We start from the raw sequence: 18,733 nt of genomic DNA, 5'->3' as shown, positions 1-18,733 counted from the left end.
CTGCCGATCCTCCCTTTTTCCGTCCGCTCCGCCATGAACCGTCATCCCCGGCGCCGCCCGCGCGCCTACCGCCTGCTGCGCGCCGCCATGCTGGCGCTCGCCACCGGCTTCGCGCTGGGCGCCGCGCCGGCGCGGGCGGTGCCGTCCGCCGCCACGCATGCCGGCACGGCAGCCACCGGCGGCGAGCGCTTCGCGGTGCCGGGGCTGGAGAAGCCGGCCAGCGTGCTGGTCGACCGCTGGGGCGTGCCGCACATCTACGCCAACACCCTGTACGACGCCTTCACCGTGCAGGGCTTCGTCGCCGCGCGCGACCGCCTGTGGCAGATCGATCTGTGGCGCAAGCGCGGCCTGGGCCAGATGGCCAAGGATTTCGGCCCCGCCTACGTGGAAGGCGACCGCATGGCGCGCGCGGTGCTGTTCCGCGGCGACCTCTACCGCGAATGGCTGGCCTACGGCTCCGACGCCAAGCGCGTGGCCGAGGCCTTCGTCGCCGGCATCAATGCCTATGTGGCGCTGGCCGAGGCCCGCCCCGAGCTGCTGCCGCCGGAGTTCCGCGTGCTCGGCTACAAGCCCGCGCGCTGGCGCGCCGAGGACATCGTGCGCATCCGCCACCACGGCCTCACCACCAACTTCACCGGCGAGCTGGACCGCGCCCAGCTCTACTGCCATGCGCGCGCCGGGGCCGCGCGCGCCGACTGGCTGCGCCGCGAGCTCGACCCGCAGGTCGAGCCCAGGGTGCCGGAGGGGCTCGATCCCTGCTCGGTGCCGGTGGCGGAGCTGCGCCGCGCCTACGACCTGGCCACCGCGCCGCCGCGCTTCCCCAAGGAATGGTGGAGCAACGCCGCCGCCGCGCTGCCGCCCGCGGCGCTCTACGCCACCGTCGACATGGCGAGCGACATGGGCCGCAGCCTGGGCTCGAACAACTGGGTCATCGCCGGCAGCCGCACCGCCACCGGACGCCCGATCCTGGCCAATGACCCGCACCGCGCCCATGGCGCGCCCAGCCTGCGCTACATCAGCCACCTGAATGCGCCGGGCCTGTCGGTGATCGGCGCCGGCGAGCCCTTCCTGCCCGGCATCTCGATCGGCCACAACGAGCACATCGCCTTCGGCCTGACGCGTTTCTACATCGACCAGGAAGACGTCTACGGCTACGAGACCAATCCGGCCAACCCGCACGAGTACCGCTACAAGGGCCGCTGGGAGCCGATGGAGAGCGTCACCGAGGAGATCGCGGTGCGCGGCGAGGCGGTGCCGCGCAAGGTCGCCATCGACTTCACGCGCCACGGCCCCGTGCTCTTCGCCGATGCCAAGGGCGGGCGCGCCTGGGCGCTGCGCGCGGCCTGGCTCGACCTCGGCATGGCGCCTTACTTCGGCTCGATGGACTATATGCGGGCGCAGAACTGGGACCAGTTCCGCGCCGCCATGAACCGCTGGGGGGCGCCCGGCGAGAACCAGGTCTATGCCGACCGCGCCGGCAATATCGGCTGGCTGCCCGCCGGCCTGACCCCGGTGCGGCCGAACTGGGACGGGCTGATGCCGGTGCCCGGCGACGGCCGCTATGAGTGGGCCGGCTACCGCGACATGGACCAGTTGCCATGGGCCTTCAATCCGGCCGCGGGCTACGTCGTCACCGCCAACGAGAACACCATCCCGCCCAACCATCCGGCGGCCCGCCTGGGCGTGGGCTACGAGTGGAGCGACACGGCGCGCGCGCGCCGCCTGAAGAGCCTGGTGGCGGCCAGCCCGCACGCCACGCTGGAGGACTCGATCGCCTGGCAGAACGATACCGTGTCACTGCCGGCACAGCGCCTGGTGGCACTGCTCAAGGACCTGCAGAGCACCGATCCGCAGCTGCGCCGGGGCCTGGACCTGCTGCGCGGCTGGGATGGCAACGAGCGCGCCGACAGCGCGCCGGCGGCGCTGTTCGAGGTCTGGTTCGGCAAGTACCTGCGTCCGGCCGTGGTGCGCGCGGCGCTGCCGGCCGAGGTGGCGCGGCTGGTTGGCAGCGGCGACGCCGCGCGCGTGCTGGCGGTGCTGGAACGGCCGGAGCCGTGGATGCCGCTGGAGCGTCGCAACGACGCCATGCTGGGCGCGCTGAAGCAGGCCATGGGCGAGATGGAGCGCAAGCTCGGCGCCGACCCGGCCGGCTGGCAGTGGGGCAAGCTGCATGCCGCCGTCTTCCGCCATCCGCTCGACACGGTGCTGGACGCCGCGGCGCGGCAGAAGTTCGATGTCAACGCCGGCCCCATCGGCGGCTCGTCGTTCACGCCGATGAACGCCAGCTACCGCGCCGGCGACTACCAGCTCAGCGCCGGCGCGTCCTTCCGCATGGTGCTGGACGTGGGCAACTGGGATGCCGCGCGGGCGGTCAATGCGCCCGGCCAGTCGGGCAATCCGGCCAGCCCGCACTATCGCGACCTGGCGTCGCTGTGGGTGCGTGGCGAGACCTTCCCGCTGGTCTACTCGCGCAGGGCGGTGGAGAAGGAAAGCCGCGAGCGGCTCGAACTGGTGCCGCCCGCGCCGTAGCGCGGGCGGGCGCCGCCAGGCCGCTCAGGCCGCCCTGGCCTCGGCCGCTTCCTCGTCGGCATGGCCGGGCCCGCGCCGGCGTTCCTTGCGGCAGGCCTTGCAGGTCAGCTCGATGCCGTGGGCGCGGCGCGCGTCGCGCGGGAAGAACTCGCCATCGGCCGGCCAGTACTCGCCGCAATGGTTGCAGCGCTGCAGCCAGCCGATCTCCGACAGCATGCGCGCATCCGGCAGGACCTCCGGCCGCGCTTCGGCACGGGCCTCGGACTGCGCGTCGGGCGGGATCTCCGGCAGGAGGCGCGGGGCGGGGCGCGCGGCGGAGCGTGGCGCCTCGCGGCTGGCGCGCGGGCGGGACGCGGCGGCCATCAGTGCGACAGCAGCGCCGAGCAGCCCATGACCAGCCAGCCGATCGCCATGCAACTGCCGAGCCAGGCCGCCAGCACGAGGGCGATGGTCGACCACTTCATCAGCGCGCGCGCCGGCCATGGTTGCCATCGGTACCGTGGGGGGCCGGCTGCTGCGCGCGGGCGGCGGCCGGAAGGGTTGCGCGGGTGCGGCCGGCTGGCCGTAGCGGAGGGAGGGCTGGGCGGACTTGTCGCATGCGGCGGCTCCTACATATTGGCAGCCGGTGGCCGCCGAAGCCTGCAACTTAGCAGGCCATTGCCGCCGGGGTTTGTGTGTCTTGTAAGCAAATATTTGAGAGCGTAAAGAATTGTCTGCAAATGTGTGCCGCGCCGGCGCCACCCGGACGTGCGGCGGGCCGCCGGCGCCGCCTGCCTGCCGGCCGCCGAGCCACGGCCGGCGCGCCCTGGCAGGCGGCCGGTGGGGCATATGCATCTGCGAAACGCTTCGTTCCGGGCGCGCACGGGTGGCGCTATCGTCGCTCCATCGCATCTTACGAGAGTGTTACATGTCGACCCGGACGCCCTTTGCTGCCCTCGGTTTCTCCCGCGTCACGCCACGGCTGCCGCGCCGCCTCGCCGTTTTCTCCGCCCTGGCGGCCCTGGCCGCCGGCACCGCGCTGGTGCCGGGACAGGCCCTGGCCGATCGCCTCGACGACATCCGCAAGGCCGGTGTGCTGCGCGTCGGCGTGTTCGACGCCAACCCGCCCTTCGGCTTCGTCGATGCCAAGGCGGCCCCGGTCGGCCTCGACGTCGACTATGCCGAGGAGATCGCGCGCCGGCTCGGCGTCAAGATCGAGTACCGCGCCACCAACCCCGCCAACCGCCTGCCGCTGCTGGCCTCGCACAAGGTGGACATCGTCGCCGCCAACTTCACCATCACCGACGAGCGCCGCCAGCAGATCGACTTCTCCACGCCCTATTTCGCCAGCGGCCTGCAGTTCATCGCCCGCAAAGGCACGCTCAAGCAGCCCGACGACCTCAAGTCCTGGCGCCTGGGGGTGGACAAGGGCACCACGCAGGAGACCACGCTGCGCCAGCGCTACCCGGACGCCCGCGTGATCGCCTACGACGACTCCCCGCTGGCCCTGGCGGCCCTGCGCAGCGGCGCCATCCAGGCCTTCGCCCAGGACGGCGCCAAGCTCGGCGCGCTGCTGGCCACGCTGCCCGGCAAGGAGCAGTTCGAGATCTCGCCGTTCACGCTGACCCGCGAGTACATGGGCGTCGGCATTCCCAAGGGCGAGACCCGGCTGGTGGCCGCCATCGACGGCATCCTGCTGGACCTGGAGAAGAACGGTACCGCCGCGCGCATCTACGACAAGTGGTTCGGCCCCAAGAGCGCGGCGCCGCTGCCGCGCGACTTCACCATCGGCAGTGCGCTGAAGTGAGGCGGGCCGGTCGCCACGGCGGCGCGTCCGGTGCGCCGGGTGTGCCGGGTGGTGCGCCATGAGCCAGGCCGCGATCCTGCTGCAGGCCCTGCCGGCACGCTATGCCGGCTGGATCCTGGCCGGCTTCGGCATGACCGTGGCGTTGTCGGCGGCGGTCTTCCTGCTGGGCTGTGCGCTGGCGGCGGGCTGGCTGGCGCTGCGCCGCGCCGGCTGGCGGCCGCTGCGCGCGGGTGCCGGGGCGGCGGTCGGCCTGCTGCGCCGCACGCCGCTGCTGGTGCAGCTCTTCTTCTGGTATTTCGGCGCGGCCCAGCTGCTGGGCGAAGCCGCCATCGCCGCGCTGACGGCGTGGCCCGGCGTGACGGTGGCGGGCCTGCACCTGCCGGCGCCCTCGCTGGAGTGCCTGGCCAGCCTGGCCGGCATCGGCCTGTATGCCAGCGCCTTCTATGCCCAGGAGCTGGAGGCGGGGCTGGCGGCGGTGCCGCGCGGACAGGCGCAGGCGGCGCTGGCGCTGGGCTTCACGCCATCGTCGGCGTTCTGGCGCGTGGTGCTGCCGCAGGCCTTGCGTATCGCCGCGCGTCCGATGCTCGGCCAGTTCTGCCAGACCATCAAGAACACCTCGCTGGCGATGGCCATCGGCTTCGCCGAACTCTCCTATGCCGCGCGCCAGGTCGAGACCGACAGCCTGCTGACCTTCCAGGCCTTCGGCCTGGCCACGCTGCTCTACGTGGCGCTGATCCTGCTGCTGCAGGCGGGCGTGCCGCCGCTGCTGCGGCGGGTTGGCTGGAGCCTGTCGCGCCATGGTTGACCTGTCGACCGACCTGTCCGGCCTGGCGCTGGTCTGGCACCAGCTTCCCTACCTGCTCAAGGGCGCGTTTCCGCAAGGGCCGCTGGCCGGCGCGGCACTGACGCTGTGGATGGCCCTGCTGGCCTGCGCCGGCGCCACGCTGGCGGGCATCGCGCTGGCGGTGCTGCTCGAGCTGGCGCCACGCGGCGTGGCCGCGCCGCTGCGCGCCATGCTGGCGCTGCTGCGCGCGGTACCGGTGCTGATGCTGGTGTTCTGGACCTACTTCCTGCTGCCGATGGTGGCGGGCGTGCATGTGGGCGAAGTCTCGACCGTGGTGGTGGCGCTGGCCGCCATCGGCGCGGCCTACGTGGCGCAGACCCTGCAGGCGGGCATCGCCGCGCTCGGTCCCGGGCAGCGCCAGGCGGCGCTGGCGCTGGGCATGACGCCGGCGCGGGCGCTCGGCTCGGTGCTGCTGCCGCAGGCCCTGCGCACCATGCTGCCGTCGCTGGCCAACACCTGGGTGGCGCTGGCCAAGGACACCTCGCTGGCCTATATCGTGGGCGTGAGCGAACTGGCCACGGTGGCGGCCCAGGTCAACGGCCGCAGCATGGGCCACGCCGCCGAAGTGTTCGCGGCGGTGGCGCTGCTCTACCTGGCGGTGTGCCTGCTGATCGAGGCAGCCGCCGCCGCCTGGCTGCGCGGCTGGCCGGCGCGCGGCGGCGGCCGCGCGTGGCCGGCCCGGTCGGGCGCCGGGCTCAGGCCGCGGGGAAGCCCGTCTTCTGCGGCCAGAGGTTATTGAAGGCCAGCAGCGAGGTCGAGGCGTAGAGCCCCGCGCGCGTGAAGGGCTCCGCCGCCAGCCAGGCCCGCGCGGCCTCGCGGTCGGGGAAGTCCATCACCAGCAGGCTGCCGACCATGGCGGCGCCATCGTCGGACAGCAGCGGACCAGCGAAGGCGATGCGCTCGGCGGCGGCGGCCAGGTAGGCCCTGTGCTCGGGGCGCACGCTGAGGCGCAGCTCGGCGGCGCCGGGTTTGTCGAGCAGGTGGAAGACGAACAGCAAGGCAGGCTCCGTGGAAGGTCGGGGTAGATCGGGAAGGTCGCGCAAGGGCAGGGCGGACGCTCAGCGCTGGCCGAAGCTGGCGCCGAGGAACAGGTCCTTGAACTCGCGCGGCTGCGAGCGCCAGTACTGCTTGGGCGCGCTGACCTGTGCGCCCAGCTCGGCGGCGGCATGCCACGGCCAGCGCGGGTCGTACAGCATGGCGCGCGCCAGCGAGACGGCGTCGGCCTCGTCGTTGGCGAGGATGGACTCGGCTTGCTGCGGCTCGGTGATCAGCCCCACCGCCAGCGTGGGCAGGCCCACCTCGGCCTTGACGCGCTGCGCGTACGGCACCTGGTAGCCCGGCCCCAGCTTGATCGCCTGCTGCGGCGAGACGCCGCCGGTGGTGACGTGGATGGCGGCGCAGCCGCGCGCCTTGAGCGCCTGCGACAGGGCCACCGTGCCATCGATATCCCAGCCGCCCGGCACCCAGTCGGTGGCCGAGATGCGCGCCCACACCGGCTTGTCGGCGGGGAAGGCGGCGCGCACCGCGTCGAACACCTCGATGGGGAAGCGCATGCGGTTTTCCAGGCTGCCGCCGTAGGCGTCGTCGCGGTGGTTGGCCAGCGGCGACAAGAACTGGTGCAGCAGGTAGCCATGCGCGGCATGCAGCTCGATGCCGTCCAGGCCGAGCGCGGCGGCGCGGCGTGCGGCGGCGGCGAAGTCCTCGCGGATCTGCGCCATCTCATCGAGGGTCAGCGCATGCGGCGGGTCTTCTCCCTCGGCATGCGGCACCGCCGACGGCGCCACCGTCTTCCAGCCGAGCGGCTCGTCCGGGCGGATCTGGCTGCCGCCCTGCCAGGGCGCGCGGCTGGATGCCTTGCGTCCGGCGTGCGCCAGCTGGATCGACACCGCGATCGGCGCATAGGCGCGCACCGCGCGCAGCACGCGCGCCAGCGCCGCGGCGTTGTCTTCGTTGTACAGGCCCAGGTCGTAGGGCGTGATGCGCCCCTCGGGGGAGACCGCCGAGGCCTCCAGGATCAGCATGCCCGCGCCGGACAGGGCGAGCTGGCCGAGGTGGATCATGTGCCAGTCGGTGGCGTTGCCGTCTTCGGCGGAGTACTGGCACATCGGCGCGATGACGATGCGGTTGGCGAGCTGCAGCGTGCCGATCGACAGCGGCGAGAAGAGGCGACTCATCTAGATGCTCCTGCGGGTTCGCGCCGGGCCGGCGGCCACGGCGGGCATGGCAGGCGAGTCTACTCCGGGCGGCCGGATCCTGCCGGCGGCAGCGCGATCCCACGCCGCCGGCAGGGAATTGGGCCGTCAGGCCACGCGCGGCAGGCTGGCGCCGGTGGCGTGGTCCACCACGTAGCGCCAGCTGCCGTCCGGCTGCCGGCGCACGATCTCGGCCGAACTTCCTGCCAGCGCCAGCGCGCCGCTATCGTCTTGGGCTGGCCGGCCCGGTGGGGGAGGCCGCGCCGCGGAGCGCGGCCCGTGCCGCCAGGCCAGGCGCATGCGGCATCTCAGGCGTGCCACTCCTGCATCGGATTGCAGGCCAGGTAGCGCGCCGGCTGGCTGATGCCCAGGCGCTCGCGCGCCGCCTCGATGGGCTCGTGCAGCAGCGTCTCGTAGTCTTCGGCCAGCAGCCAGCGGGCGCGCCGGCCCAGGCGGTAGCCTTCCCACACGGCGCGCGCGAAGGCGGCGCTGCCGGTCAGGCGCAGGCTCTTGAGCGCTGCCGCCGCCGCGATGAAGGCCCAGCCCAGGCCGCCCGTCTGCGCGTAGCTGAAGGCGACCAGCGCCGCTTCGCCGAGGCTCTCGTCGGCGCGGTAGCCGGTCATCACGTGCCAGATGTCGTGCACGTCGCGCGTACGCCGGCCGAACCAGGTGTAGGCGTCTTCGATCAGGGGCTCGTTGTTGAGGTTGGACACCTCGGCCAGGCCGTTGGCGCTGTAGCCGGTCGCCTCCAGGAAGTCGCGGTAGGCAGCGCCGACCGTGCCGGGCGCGAAGCTGGCGATGAAGGCCGGATCGGAGAGGCGCTCGGCCAGCTCGGTACGGCGGTAGGCCAGCCGGCGTCCCTCGGGCGTGCTCAGCAGGCGGGCGTAGTTCTTCGGCATGGACGGCCCGTTGAGCGCGCGCATGATCAGGAACACCTGGGCGGTGTCGTGGCCGTTCTGCAGCAACTTGCGGATCGCGGTGAAAGCGGTGCGAAAGTCACGTTTGTAGGGATCGGGGGCGAGCGCGGTGGCCATGGGCAGGTTCCTTCTGGCAGGGATTGCGACAGGACGGAGTGGCGACGATCTTTGCAGGGAAGGCCCGATTACAATGTCGTCTTCCCGACATAAGGCAGCGATTGACGCCGCTCGACGCCATGTCCCGCTTGTCCACCCCGGAAGCCCGGCAGGCCGCGCTGCGCTCGAGCGCCTGGTTCGCCGGCCTCGGCGCTGAACTGCAGCAGTGGATCGCGCAGACCGCGCGGCCGCGCGCGCTCGTGGCGGGGCAGCGCCTGTTCGGGCGCGGCGACCTGCCCGACGGCCTGTACTTCGTCGTCGACGGCGCCATCCGCATGACCAATACCTCGGCCGACGGCCGCCAGGCGCTGCTGGCCATCGCCGAATCGCCGCAATGGTTCGGCGAGGTGGCCCTGTTCGATCCCCAGCCCCATATGCACGACGCCTGGATCGACACCGACACCCTGCTGCTGCAGATCCGTCATCCGGAACTGCACGCCTTCCTGGCCGGGCACCCGGCCCACTGGCAGGCCTTCGGGCAACTGATCGCGCAGAAGCTGCGGCTGGCCTTCCAGGCCATCGAAGGCACCGTGCTGCTGCCCGCACCGCTGCGGCTGGCGCAACGCCTGCTGGCCATCGCCGGCGGTTACGGCGCGCGCAGCGACGGCAGCAAGCGCGTGATCCGCGTGCAGCAGGACCAGCTCGGCGCCATGCTGTCGATCTCGCGCCAGACCGTCAACCAGATCCTCAAGGACCTCGAAGGCCGCGGCCTGCTGCACTGCGCGCGCGGCTCCATCGAGATCACCGATTTCGCCGGCCTGCGCCGCTTCGCCGGCAGCGTCTGACTGCAGTGTCCGGCGGTTGCACCCGACAGCCGCCCGGCAGCGCCCGCCGGCCCCGCGCCGGCCCGCCGCCGGCGTGTACCATGTGCGGATCCATCCACCATCGGAGATTGCATGTCCAAAGCTCGGCTCATGCTGGCCGGCGCCATCGCCGCACCCCTGCTCGCCGCCTGCGCCAACGGCGTCAGCGCCGACTACATCCAGGCCAAGGAACCCCGCCGCATCCACTCGCCGGCCAGCACCAGCGACCTCGTGCTGTGCCTGAAGGCACGGCTCGACCAGGACGCCAGCATCGTCGCCTACCCGGAACCGGGCAAGGTCGACGTGCGGGTCGGCTATGCCGAGAGCGCCGACTACCGCTACTTCTACCTGATCAGCCTGCGCCGGGCCCAGGCGGGCACCAATGTGGAAATCCGCAGCGCGGGCGAATGGCGGCCGCTGATGAGCGAGAACCGCGTGGCGGGGTGGGTCGAGGACTGCAAGCCGGGGACGGCGCACTGAGGGGAGGTGGCCGCCGCCTGTTAGGGTGGCGGCATCCAGCTTCAATCCGATTGCCGTCTTCGGCGAATCCGGCGCTGCGCAGCGCGAAAGGGCCATCGCACGTTCACCTGCCAGACTTGGCGACCGCGCTGCCCATGCGGGGTATCACACCAGGCCGAGCCATGCTGAGCGATCTCCCGCCCTGCGCATGGAGACATTGCGATGCGCACGGGATGAATCGTCTGATACCAGAGGTTCCGATCGACGTGCACGCTCGTGGCTACCGAGGGCTATCCAAGTCCATCAGCCTGAGAGCCTGCCGCCAGCCACCGTCTGGTGAGTAATCGCTGTAGGTGCTCAGTCGCAGGGAGCACCTATGGCAAGTCCAGCATCCATCCGGCTCGATGACACTTCCAGCGACCACCCGGTCGCCGTCGCCCTTGGCCAGGACCCACGCAGCCGCGCTGCCCGGGCCGCCGGCAGGCTCAGGCGGGGCCGCGCAGGTCTGGGAGGGGCCGCGCACCGGCCTCGATGGCGCCGGCACGGAGGCGCTGACCGCGCGTTTTCGCAAAGCGCATGGCATGTGCGATGGCAGTTCAGGGCTTGTTGGCCAGGCCATGAAGCGAATAGCCCATGCAAGATGGGGCCTCCGTCCATGGCCATGCCTGCGGCGGCCTGGCTTGCCGCCGCCATGCTCATCGAGGCCATCCCGGCCCGGCACGCCGCCAAAGGCACGTGTACCCGTCTCCATCGGATTCCCGGTGAATCCAATCCAAACAACTTCCGATCTACAGCGCTTGAGGGGCAATTCCCCAGCCCTCCGATTTCTCTGCGTTCGATCGATGGAGATGCTGCGTCGCCCTATCGAGGGGACCCTGGTTGAGCGCGCTGACGAATGAGCGTGACCGAAGGAAATCGGCCAGTGCCTGATCGAAGCCGCCGGCGTAGAAGCACTGGCAGTGCATCGTCGTGACGCACATTGCGGGCGCAGTCATTGGCGAAGGTTGTTTGGAGATGCAATGCAAGGAATCCCATGGAATCACCATCGATTCACCATGCTCATTGCTGCAGTGCTCTGGTTGGCGGGGTGTGCACAGCAGTCACCCGCAAAGGTCAGCCAGATGAGCGCGGAAGAGATCTCGGCGCTCTGTCGCCAGCCCGGTAAGAGCAACGTCGACACCTTCCTGTGTCACGTCGAGGATTTCCGGAAGATGAATCACTGGACCAATGCCGGGGACCTCGGCCGCCTCTTCGGTGCCAACGGTGCACACAGCGCAGGCGTTTCGTGTTCTCTTTCTTCCGGGCGATGCGAGTGGTCGCATGCATCGCCTCCTCTGCCCGCATACCTTGAATTTGCGGACATTCAATATGTGCCACCATTCCAGGGTCAGGCGGCGTATCTGAACATCGGACTGGATCTTTCAAAAAAATATATCTGCGTACGGATAGAGGATGTTCGGAGATTCTTCGGGGATAACTACAAAAATGAAATTGTGGTCACTCGGGAAATCCTAAGTGATGAGGATTGGGTGACGTATCAACGAGAGGTTGGGGATTCTCTGGGAATCATCGGGTATCTAGAAATCGGCGCTGGGCGCACGGCCCTGGATTTCAGGTTCTCACATCGAGATTGCGTGGATTTGTTCCGTGGCTGGAAGGTCTTTTCTTAAAAGGAGATGCCTGAAGATAAATAGAGAAATGCATGTGTTCAATCATATCCGTTCGGGTGTGACGGATGAATTGATGGCAATGATCCATTCCTCCTCGACACCGGTTGGAACGATGAGGCAGCGTTTCAGTTTGCACGCATGGGTCTTGAGCTACGAGGTTGAACCGATCCGGATCGGTTCTGAATTGCCGACATTGCCGCCGGAAGACTGCAGCCTATGGCGACCCGAAGAACGAGTACTGAGGCACCATCGGTCCCGAAGTCAGGCAGGAAGCCGGATGTCGATGCTCACCTTATCCAGGAAATCTGCTTTAGGCGTCCCAATGCTATGAAATTCTCCTCCAAAGGAAAATTGGCCGTTTTCAGTCTCTACGGGCTGGTGCTGCTCGTGGGCGTCTTCAGCGTGAAGTGGATGTACGCCATGGCGCAGTTCAGTCAGGGAGGCGGCAGCCCCTTGTTTCCTCCCGAGATGAACGCCGTGCGTGACGCCAAGACGGCGTTCGTGATCGGCGACCTGGGGGGTGTGCCGGTGCGGATTCCCCACCACTTCGCCAACTATGTGGAGTACGACGGTGACCCGGGATTCGGGGAAAAGCGCAAGGAATCTCCTCCACCTCGCACCTATCAATCCAGGCTGTCGAGCTTCGGCTTCATGGTCCGCTTTCCGGATATGGCCGGGCGTTCCAGTCCGGAACTGTGGAAGGACTACGAGAATTACGGTGATCCCTATTGGACGGGCTACTACGACTCGATCTCGCCGTGGATTGATGTGGGGCTGAGCAGTGGTGAAAGATATCCAGGGGATGGATTCCTGGAAAGGGCTGTGAGTGCAAAGCTCCGCTTCAACGCCGAACGGGAAGGGTATCCGGCATTGGCCACCATGAACTTTGCAGAAGTCCCGGGGCTGGAGCACGGGCTAACGGTCTATGCGTCCCCCGGCACCGATTCGAATACCGGAAAGCCCTATCGCCAAGACGACTACGCCAAAGACCTTTTTGTTCATCGGGGCAAAGACGGAAAAGTAGATACCTACATCGAGTGCACCAATCGAAATCTTCCCAATCTGAAGTACACAACCTGCAAACAGAATGTCGGATTGGCGCCAGAAATGCACGCGAAGATTTATATCCAGTACCCCCGTTACTGGCTGCCACATTGGAGGGAAATCCAGCGCAGCGTCAGTGATCTGGTCTTGAGCTTCAAGGTTGAGTCGAGTTCGACGGATTCCGTTTCGCCACCTCCTGATCTGTTGCGCCGCAATGCCATGACACTACGATGGCTCGATCGTGGCCATTGCCAAAGCGTGCCGGCCAACCAGCCCTTGCAAGACTCTCAAAGAATTGAATCGTTCGAATCCTGATCTGTCGATCTTGATAAGAAATTTCGAAGTCCTCTGATTTCATCGCGATCGATTGTCCCGTATGCTGCATTGCCATATGGATTGACCTCACGCTATGGACGCAAGGGCGATGCTCAGTCTCTTTCTCAAATCGCAAGGCACTCGTGGAAGTTGTGCACTTTCCGAGAGGCGACGCCCTGCAAGGAATGCCGCTGCCGGATCGCTTCTGAATTGCCGACATTGCCGCCGGAAGACTGCAGCCTATGGCGACCCGAAGAACGAGTATTGAGGCGCCATCGGTCCAGAAGTCAGGCAGGAAGCCGGATGTCGATGCTCACCTTATCCAGGAAATCTGCTTTAGGCGTCCCAATGCTATGAAATTCTCCTCCAAAGGAAAATTGGCCGTTTTCAGTCTCTACGGGCTGGTGCTGCTCGTGGGCGTCTTCAGCGTGAAGTGGATGTACGCCATGGCGCAGTTCAGTCAGGGAGGCGGCAGCCCCTTGTTTCCTCCCGAGATGAACGCCGTGCGTGACGCCAAGACGGCGTTCGTGATCGGCGACCTGGGGGGTGTGCCGGTGCGGATTCCCCACCACTTCGCCAACTATGTGGAGTACGACGGTGACCCGGGATTCGGGGAAAAGCGCAAGGGACCCCCTCCACCTCGCACCTATCAATCCAGGCTGTCGAGCTTCGGCTTCATGGTTCGTTTTCCGGATATGGCCGGGCGTTCCAGTCCGGAACTGTGGAAGGACTACGAGAATTACAGTGATCCCTATTGGAAGGGCTACTACGACTCGATCTCACCGTGGATTGATGTGGGGCTGAGCAGTGGTGAAAGATATCCAGGGGATGGTTTCCTGGAATACGCAGTGGACGCAAAGCTCCGCTTCGACGCCGAGCGGGATGGATATCCGGCATTGGCCGTCAAGAACTATGCAGAGGTCCCGGGGCTGGAGCATGGGCTAACGGTCTACGCACCCCCCGGCACCGATCCGAAAACTGGAAAGCCCTATCGCCAAGACGACTATGCGGAGGATCTCTTTGTTCATCGAGGCAAAGACGAAAAGGTCGATACCTACATCACATGTACCAACCGCAATCTGCCAAACCTGAAGTTCACGGTCTGCGACCAGTACATTGACTTGGCACCGGAAATGCATACAGAGATTCAGATCCAGTACTCCCGCTACTGGTTGCCACATTGGAGGGAAATCCAGCGCAGCGTCAGTGATCTGGTCTTGGGATTCAAGGTTGATCCGCTCTCGACAGCTCCTGTTTCGGCTGCTTCCCAGCTTGTTGCGCCGTGATCTCTCCACATTCCTTGTCAATCGTCGTCAAACGTAAGGAGGAACTGTCATGTCAAAGGCTCTCTCACTGGCTCAATTGACCAACTACCGGACTCGAATCACCAGCGGAGGCCTTGCCGAGGCAGTCAAGGTATATGGCGAGCTCTACGATCAGGGCTACAACTATGCAGGTTGGGCCAGGGGGGTGGCCACCGGTAGCACGGTGACGGGCGTGTCGGCCCTGGGCTTTCTCTCTAGTTCGGCCATGCTGGGTATCGGCATCAATGCTTGCAAAAATCTCTCATCTGCGCAGATGAACAAGATTCGGGTCGACATGGCAATTGGTTATGTTGATTCACTGATCGATCTCGCGAATATGCCGAAAACGGGTGGGGTCGTGCGCGAGGATGTTTCCTTTAAGAGTACACAGGCCTTTCACGACAAAGTTTTTAAAGTCAATGGCCTAAGCATCGAAAATTGGACACTCAAAACCCCGATGGCGCTAATAGCCAAGACTCAGGGGGATGCCGCCGTTGAAGCCATCTGGCAATCCTTGCGCGACACAGGCGGCGACGGACCGGACGCCATCTTGGCAAGCACCATGCTTTCGACCCGCGTTGGCAAGCTCGCGTTTTCCAGTGATCCGGCCATCGCCCGCGCCGCGCAGGCGTGGATGGATCAGACTCCCGGACTTGCCAATGTCGAGCAAGTCAAGCGGTCCCTTTGGGCGTTGAAGGAAGCAGTGTTTGGCGGCACGTCGACAGGCGCTGCGGGCGCGGACCTCGACAGTTCCTTCATCAATTCCGTGACCTCTCTTGCCCTGCAGTCCGCTCCGAACGGCGGGGTCACCACAGTGGCCACTGTCAAGGTGGCAAACGGTGCGCCGCGCAGCTACAGGATCACCACACGTCCGTTGGATAGCGGCGCGCTGGCAGGTGGCAGCCTTATCACCACGACCAACACGCAGAATGGCCAAGTCAGCTACCAACTGCAGAACGCCGACGGCAGAACCTCCCAAGGCAACGTCGCAGTCAACGGCAATGTTTCCTTCCACATCGACAACGCCACCTACGTCTACAAGGACGGCGTCTATCTCGGAAGCTTCGATCCCATCAGCAGCCTGGGCGCGCTGGTGAACGGGGGCAGCGGCAGTTACCGCTACAACCCGACGACGGGCGAGATCAGCAAGACCGTCAGCACCGTGGGGGGCAGGTATGTCAACGGATTCACAGCGACCCAGACCTCGGTCAATGGCGTGAACTGGAGCGCCCCCGTCTATACCTTCGACAATGCCGATGCGGCGACGGCCGCCGATTACGCGGTATGGGCTGCATTCGGCAAGGGGACGGTCGACAAGTTCACCTTTCAAAACCTGGTCAACGCCTCGTCAGATTTTCTCGTGAGCAGCACGTTCACCAGGCCAGGGAAGTGTGGCCCGCTGGACCTGGGTCCATTCGGCGCGTTCTATGAGAGCAAGTCCGCCGGCCTGGATCGTGCGGCCTCCATCGCGGGCAAGACGTTCCGCATCATGACCGGCGCCGGCGTCGGCCTGAGCGCGGCCCAACTCGCCGCCCGCGACGCCAATGCCGACGGCAGGCTCAGCGGCGCCGAACTGGATGGCCTGTATGCCTGGAGCGACCTGAACGAGGACGGCGTTCTCAACCAGACCACGACCGCCAGCAACGAGTTCACGACACTCGGCGCGGCCCTGGCCAGCTTGGGCCTGGGCAGTGTGCGCGCCAGCGACTATGCCTTTCACACCGCGGGCAATGCCAACTATCGCTCCGTGGCGCAGAGCAACGCGGCCGCGCCAGGCAACTGGCGGGTTGCGCCGGGCACGCCGGCGGCACAGGCCAGCAACTACGCCACGCTGCGGGACACGGATAACCGCTTCTATGTCCACGCACATTTCTGGATTGACTGGGCCACTTCACAGGTCAAGCTCTCCAGCAACCAGCAGAACATGGTGGGCACCGACAATAACGACACCTTCGATATCGGCTACTACGCCGCCTACGATGGCAAGTACTTCAACCTCAGCCTGGTGCGGAATTTCTACGCGGGTGGAGGCCATGACCTGGTTGGCGGCAGCAAGCGCGATGACAACATCTGGGGTGGCACCGGCAACGATACGCTGCTCGGCTACGATGGTAACGACAAGCTTTACGGCGAAGACGGCGACGACCAGCTCGAGGGCGGAGCGGGCAACGATATCCTGCACGGCGGCGCGGGCAATGACCTGCTGTTTGGCGACGACGGCCATGACACCCTGGTCGGCGGCGACGGGCGCGACGAACTCCAGGGCGGCGCGGGCAATGACCACCTCGATGGCGGTGCGGGTGACGACAAACTGTTCGGCGGGGTCGGCAACGACACCATGAACGGTGGCGACGGCAACGACGTGATGATGGGCTTCACCGCCAGCAACGATGCCAGGCAGAGTCTTGCCTGGGGCGAATCCGACGACGACACGATGTTCGGCGGCAACGGCGCCGACGAGATGTATGGTGGCCTCGGCAATGACTACATGGATGGCGGCGCCGACGACGACCTCGTGGTGGGCGGCGAAGGTCACGATACCCTGTTCGGCGGCGCCGGCAACGATGAAGTCAATGGCGGCAATGGCAACGACGTCCTGGATGGCGGCAGCGGCGCCGACAAGATGTTCGGCGGTGCTGGCAACGACCTGATGTGGGGCGGCGATGGCAACGACATCATGGTGGGCTTCACCCCGTCCAACGACCGGCAGACGCTGGCTGCGGGGGAGACCGACGACGACGTGATGTACGGTGGCGCGGGGGACGACCTCATGCTCGGCGGCTTCGGCGACGACCAGATGTGGGGCGGTGTCGGCAACGACGAGCTGCAAGGTGGCGCCGGCAACGACGTGATGTATGGCGAGGCCGGGAACGACAAGCTGTTCGGCCAGGCCGGCAACGACATCATCTACGGCGGCGACGGCGACGACATCATTTATGGTTTCACGGCCAGCAACGAGGCCAAGCAGACGTTGGCCGCGGGCGAGACGGACGATGATTTCCTGTACGGCGGCGCCGGCAACGACACCCTGGTCGGCGGCCTCGGCAACGACTATCTCGACGGCGGGGCCGGCGCCGACTACATGGAAGGTGGCCAGGGCAATGACACCTATGTCGTCAACAGCGTCAACGATGTGATTCTGGAGCAGCGGGGCGAAGGGTACGACACCGTCATCAGCAGCGCCAACTACATCCTGAATGCCAATATCGAGGAATTGCGCCTGGTCGAAGGCTACAACATCCACGGCACGGGCAACAGCCTGGACAATCGCATCATCGGCAACAGCCAGGACAACATCCTGGATGGCGTCACTGGCGCGGACACCATGATCGGAGGCCTGGGCAACGACACCTATTATGTGGATAACGTCGGCGACCGGGTTGTCGAACTGGCGGGCGAGGGCATCGACACCGTGAACGCCAGCATCAGCTACACGCTGGGCGCCAACGTGGAAAACCTGACCTTGCTGGACTTCTCCAAGGCGGAGAAGGGCGTTGCCGACGGCGTCGGCATCCTGGTCTATGGTTACCCCAAGGCCTTCGAGCTGGACTATATGCAGGGCGATGCCGTGGCGGGATACAAGGGCACCTGCGCGCTGACCGCCATTGCCAACCTCACCACGCAGGCTAACCAGGCGCGCTCGGAAGCCGACGTGGTGCGGGCCGCCATCAGCAACAACTGGTGCGTCACCGACGCTGCGAAGACGGACTACCAGCGCGGCGGCTCCAACTACATCGGCCAGCAGGCCCTGCTCAACAGCTACGGCATCCGCAACGGCATCATCTCCGGCTACAACGAAGAGGCCATCGCCAACCTGATCAAGGGCGGACGCGGCGTGATCCTCGGCGTCAATGCCGGCAAGCTGTGGGGCGACCGCGGCTACCTGGACAACGGTGGCGTCAATCACGTGGTGACCGTGACGGGCGTAGCCTGCGATGAAGCCACCGGAGCCATCAACGGCTTCTACATTGCCGATTCCGGCCGCGGCAAGGTCAGCGACATGACCCGCTACGTTGCCATTGCCGATTTCCGTGCCAATGCCAATGTCGACAGCGCCTACGCCATCTACACCATCGATCCTATCAAGCTGTGGGAAGAGAACATCAACGGTACGGGCAACGAGCTGGATAACGTCATCCGCGGTAACCGAGGCAATAACATCCTTACCGGCGGCAAGGGCAACGATACGCTGATGGGGGGCGCCGGCGACGACACCTACGTGTTCGCCAGGGGCGACGGACGGGACACGATCGCGGAGCGCGATGCGACGGCGGGCAATACCGACGTGCTGCGCTTCAAGGATGTCAAGCAGGCCGATCTGTGGTTCAAGCACGTCGGCAACGACCTGCAGATCAGCATCCTGGGCAGCACTGACCAGATTTCCATCAAGGACTGGTATGTGGCCGGCACTTCCGGCACCGATCACCAGGTGGAGCGCATCCAGACCGCCGATGGCCTGACGATGTACAACACCGACGTGGAGAAATTCGTACAGGCGATGGCCGCATTTGCGCCGCCCGGCGGAACGCAGACCGACTGGACCGGCGGGCAGGGCCGCGACGAGCCGGTGTTGATCGCCTGCCCGCACTAAGCGGCGCACATCCCGCGCCAAAGTCGATGCGAGGCGGTCGCGCGAAGGCGCGCCGTCTGGCACGGCCCTCTTTTTCTTGTACGGCTCGCCTTCGCCGGTGAGCCGTATCTCCGACCCCAGATC

15 protein-coding genes are annotated in these 18,733 nt (G+C 66.5%); 10 read left to right on the top strand and 5 right to left on the bottom strand.

Going from position 1 to position 18,733, the window contains the following annotated elements:
* Window positions 1-33: 33 nt before the first annotated feature.
* Window positions 34-2,529, top strand: coding sequence for a penicillin acylase family protein (locus BKK79_RS24285; RefSeq protein WP_232346440.1), 2,496 nt, complete (start codon window positions 34-36; stop codon window positions 2,527-2,529).
* A gap of 24 nt (window positions 2,530-2,553) precedes the next feature.
* On the opposite strand, the gene BKK79_RS24280 is transcribed toward BKK79_RS24285, so the two are convergent.
* On the bottom strand, window positions 2,554-2,892 hold the full coding sequence (locus tag BKK79_RS24280) for a hypothetical protein (protein WP_071017983.1): 339 nt from the start codon (window positions 2,890-2,892) through the stop codon (window positions 2,554-2,556).
* Between the two features lie 544 nt (window positions 2,893-3,436).
* Between BKK79_RS24280 and BKK79_RS24275 the strand changes: the two genes are divergently transcribed.
* Genes BKK79_RS24275 through BKK79_RS24265 form a run of 3 tightly spaced genes read left to right on the top strand, consistent with a single transcriptional unit; the run spans window position 3,437 to window position 5,898 of the window.
* Window positions 3,437-4,315 carry an ABC transporter substrate-binding protein gene (locus BKK79_RS24275; RefSeq protein WP_071039090.1) on the top strand — a complete coding sequence of 293 codons (879 nt, stop codon included), beginning with the start codon at window positions 3,437-3,439 and terminating at the stop codon, window positions 4,313-4,315.
* A 58-nt stretch (window positions 4,316-4,373) separates the two neighbouring features.
* Window positions 4,374-5,120, top strand: coding sequence for an amino acid ABC transporter permease (locus BKK79_RS24270; RefSeq protein WP_198173394.1), 747 nt, complete (start codon window positions 4,374-4,376; stop codon window positions 5,118-5,120).
* Window positions 5,113-5,898: an amino acid ABC transporter permease gene (locus BKK79_RS24265; RefSeq protein WP_083384367.1), complete on the top strand. Its 786-nt coding sequence runs from the start codon at window positions 5,113-5,115 to the stop codon at window positions 5,896-5,898. The genes BKK79_RS24270 and BKK79_RS24265 overlap by 8 nt, the downstream gene beginning before the upstream one ends.
* Here BKK79_RS24265 and BKK79_RS24260 read toward each other — a convergent pair.
* The 4 genes from BKK79_RS24260 to BKK79_RS24245 form a co-directional block, all read right to left on the bottom strand.
* The gene (locus BKK79_RS24260; RefSeq protein ID WP_071017985.1) at window positions 5,855-6,157 is read right to left on the bottom strand and encodes a YciI family protein; all 303 of its coding nucleotides are present in this window, start codon (window positions 6,155-6,157) and stop codon (window positions 5,855-5,857) included. The two genes, BKK79_RS24265 and BKK79_RS24260, sit on opposite strands and share 44 nt — an antisense overlap.
* A gap of 60 nt (window positions 6,158-6,217) precedes the next feature.
* Entirely contained in the window at window positions 6,218-7,333 is a 1,116-nt protein-coding gene (locus BKK79_RS24255; protein ID WP_071039089.1) for an NADH:flavin oxidoreductase/NADH oxidase, read from the bottom strand.
* A gap of 126 nt (window positions 7,334-7,459) precedes the next feature.
* Complete coding sequence (locus BKK79_RS24250; protein WP_071039088.1) at window positions 7,460-7,651, bottom strand: hypothetical protein; 192 nt, start codon at window positions 7,649-7,651, stop codon at window positions 7,460-7,462.
* Between the two features lie 8 nt (window positions 7,652-7,659).
* A complete protein-coding gene (locus BKK79_RS24245; RefSeq protein ID WP_071039087.1) occupies window positions 7,660-8,385 on the bottom strand; it encodes a Coq4 family protein in 726 nt (241 codons plus the stop codon).
* Window positions 8,386-8,504: 119 nt separating this feature from the next.
* On the opposite strand from BKK79_RS24245, the gene BKK79_RS24240 reads away from it, so the two are divergent.
* From BKK79_RS24240 to BKK79_RS24220, 6 genes are all read left to right on the top strand, one after another.
* Complete coding sequence (locus BKK79_RS24240) at window positions 8,505-9,209, top strand: Crp/Fnr family transcriptional regulator (RefSeq protein ID WP_071022097.1); 705 nt, start codon at window positions 8,505-8,507, stop codon at window positions 9,207-9,209.
* 111 nt (window positions 9,210-9,320) lie between these two features.
* Window positions 9,321-9,707, top strand: a complete 387-nt coding sequence (locus BKK79_RS24235; protein WP_071017992.1) for a hypothetical protein — start codon at window positions 9,321-9,323, stop codon at window positions 9,705-9,707.
* A gap of 998 nt (window positions 9,708-10,705) precedes the next feature.
* Window positions 10,706-11,356: a hypothetical protein gene (locus BKK79_RS40525; protein ID WP_157128508.1), complete on the top strand. Its 651-nt coding sequence runs from the start codon at window positions 10,706-10,708 to the stop codon at window positions 11,354-11,356.
* Window positions 11,357-11,683: 327 nt separating this feature from the next.
* Window positions 11,684-12,715, top strand: coding sequence for a hypothetical protein (locus BKK79_RS24230; RefSeq protein WP_071039086.1), 1,032 nt, complete (start codon window positions 11,684-11,686; stop codon window positions 12,713-12,715).
* A gap of 353 nt (window positions 12,716-13,068) precedes the next feature.
* A complete protein-coding gene (locus BKK79_RS24225) occupies window positions 13,069-14,001 on the top strand; it encodes a hypothetical protein (RefSeq protein ID WP_084085114.1) in 933 nt (310 codons plus the stop codon).
* Between the two features lie 49 nt (window positions 14,002-14,050).
* Window positions 14,051-18,610, top strand: coding sequence for a calcium-binding protein (locus tag BKK79_RS24220; protein ID WP_232346439.1), 4,560 nt, complete (start codon window positions 14,051-14,053; stop codon window positions 18,608-18,610).
* The last annotated feature ends 123 nt before the right edge of the window (window positions 18,611-18,733 follow it).

It is taken from the genome of Cupriavidus sp. USMAA2-4, from assembly GCF_001854305.1.
GTDB classification, from domain to species: domain Bacteria; phylum Pseudomonadota; class Gammaproteobacteria; order Burkholderiales; family Burkholderiaceae; genus Cupriavidus; species Cupriavidus malaysiensis.
This window is presented reverse-complemented; position numbering and strand designations above follow the sequence as displayed.

Coding starts and splice junctions, on each gene's coding strand:
- BKK79_RS24285 (WP_232346440.1), top strand. CDS start 34: ATGAACCGTCATCCCCGGCGCCGCCCGCGCGCCTACCGCCTGCTGCGC.
- BKK79_RS24280 (WP_071017983.1), bottom strand. CDS start 2,892: ATGGCCGCCGCGTCCCGCCCGCGCGCCAGCCGCGAGGCGCCACGCTCC.
- BKK79_RS24275 (WP_071039090.1), top strand. CDS start 3,437: ATGTCGACCCGGACGCCCTTTGCTGCCCTCGGTTTCTCCCGCGTCACG.
- BKK79_RS24270 (WP_198173394.1), top strand. CDS start 4,374: ATGAGCCAGGCCGCGATCCTGCTGCAGGCCCTGCCGGCACGCTATGCC.
- BKK79_RS24265 (WP_083384367.1), top strand. CDS start 5,113: ATGGTTGACCTGTCGACCGACCTGTCCGGCCTGGCGCTGGTCTGGCAC.
- BKK79_RS24255 (WP_071039089.1), bottom strand. CDS start 7,333: ATGAGTCGCCTCTTCTCGCCGCTGTCGATCGGCACGCTGCAGCTCGCC.
- BKK79_RS24250 (WP_071039088.1), bottom strand. CDS start 7,651: ATGCGCCTGGCCTGGCGGCACGGGCCGCGCTCCGCGGCGCGGCCTCCC.
- BKK79_RS24245 (WP_071039087.1), bottom strand. CDS start 8,385: ATGGCCACCGCGCTCGCCCCCGATCCCTACAAACGTGACTTTCGCACC.
- BKK79_RS24240 (WP_071022097.1), top strand. CDS start 8,505: ATGTCCCGCTTGTCCACCCCGGAAGCCCGGCAGGCCGCGCTGCGCTCG.
- BKK79_RS24235 (WP_071017992.1), top strand. CDS start 9,321: ATGTCCAAAGCTCGGCTCATGCTGGCCGGCGCCATCGCCGCACCCCTG.
- BKK79_RS40525 (WP_157128508.1), top strand. CDS start 10,706: ATGCAAGGAATCCCATGGAATCACCATCGATTCACCATGCTCATTGCT.
- BKK79_RS24230 (WP_071039086.1), top strand. CDS start 11,684: ATGAAATTCTCCTCCAAAGGAAAATTGGCCGTTTTCAGTCTCTACGGG.
- BKK79_RS24225 (WP_084085114.1), top strand. CDS start 13,069: ATGAAATTCTCCTCCAAAGGAAAATTGGCCGTTTTCAGTCTCTACGGG.
- BKK79_RS24220 (WP_232346439.1), top strand. CDS start 14,051: ATGTCAAAGGCTCTCTCACTGGCTCAATTGACCAACTACCGGACTCGA.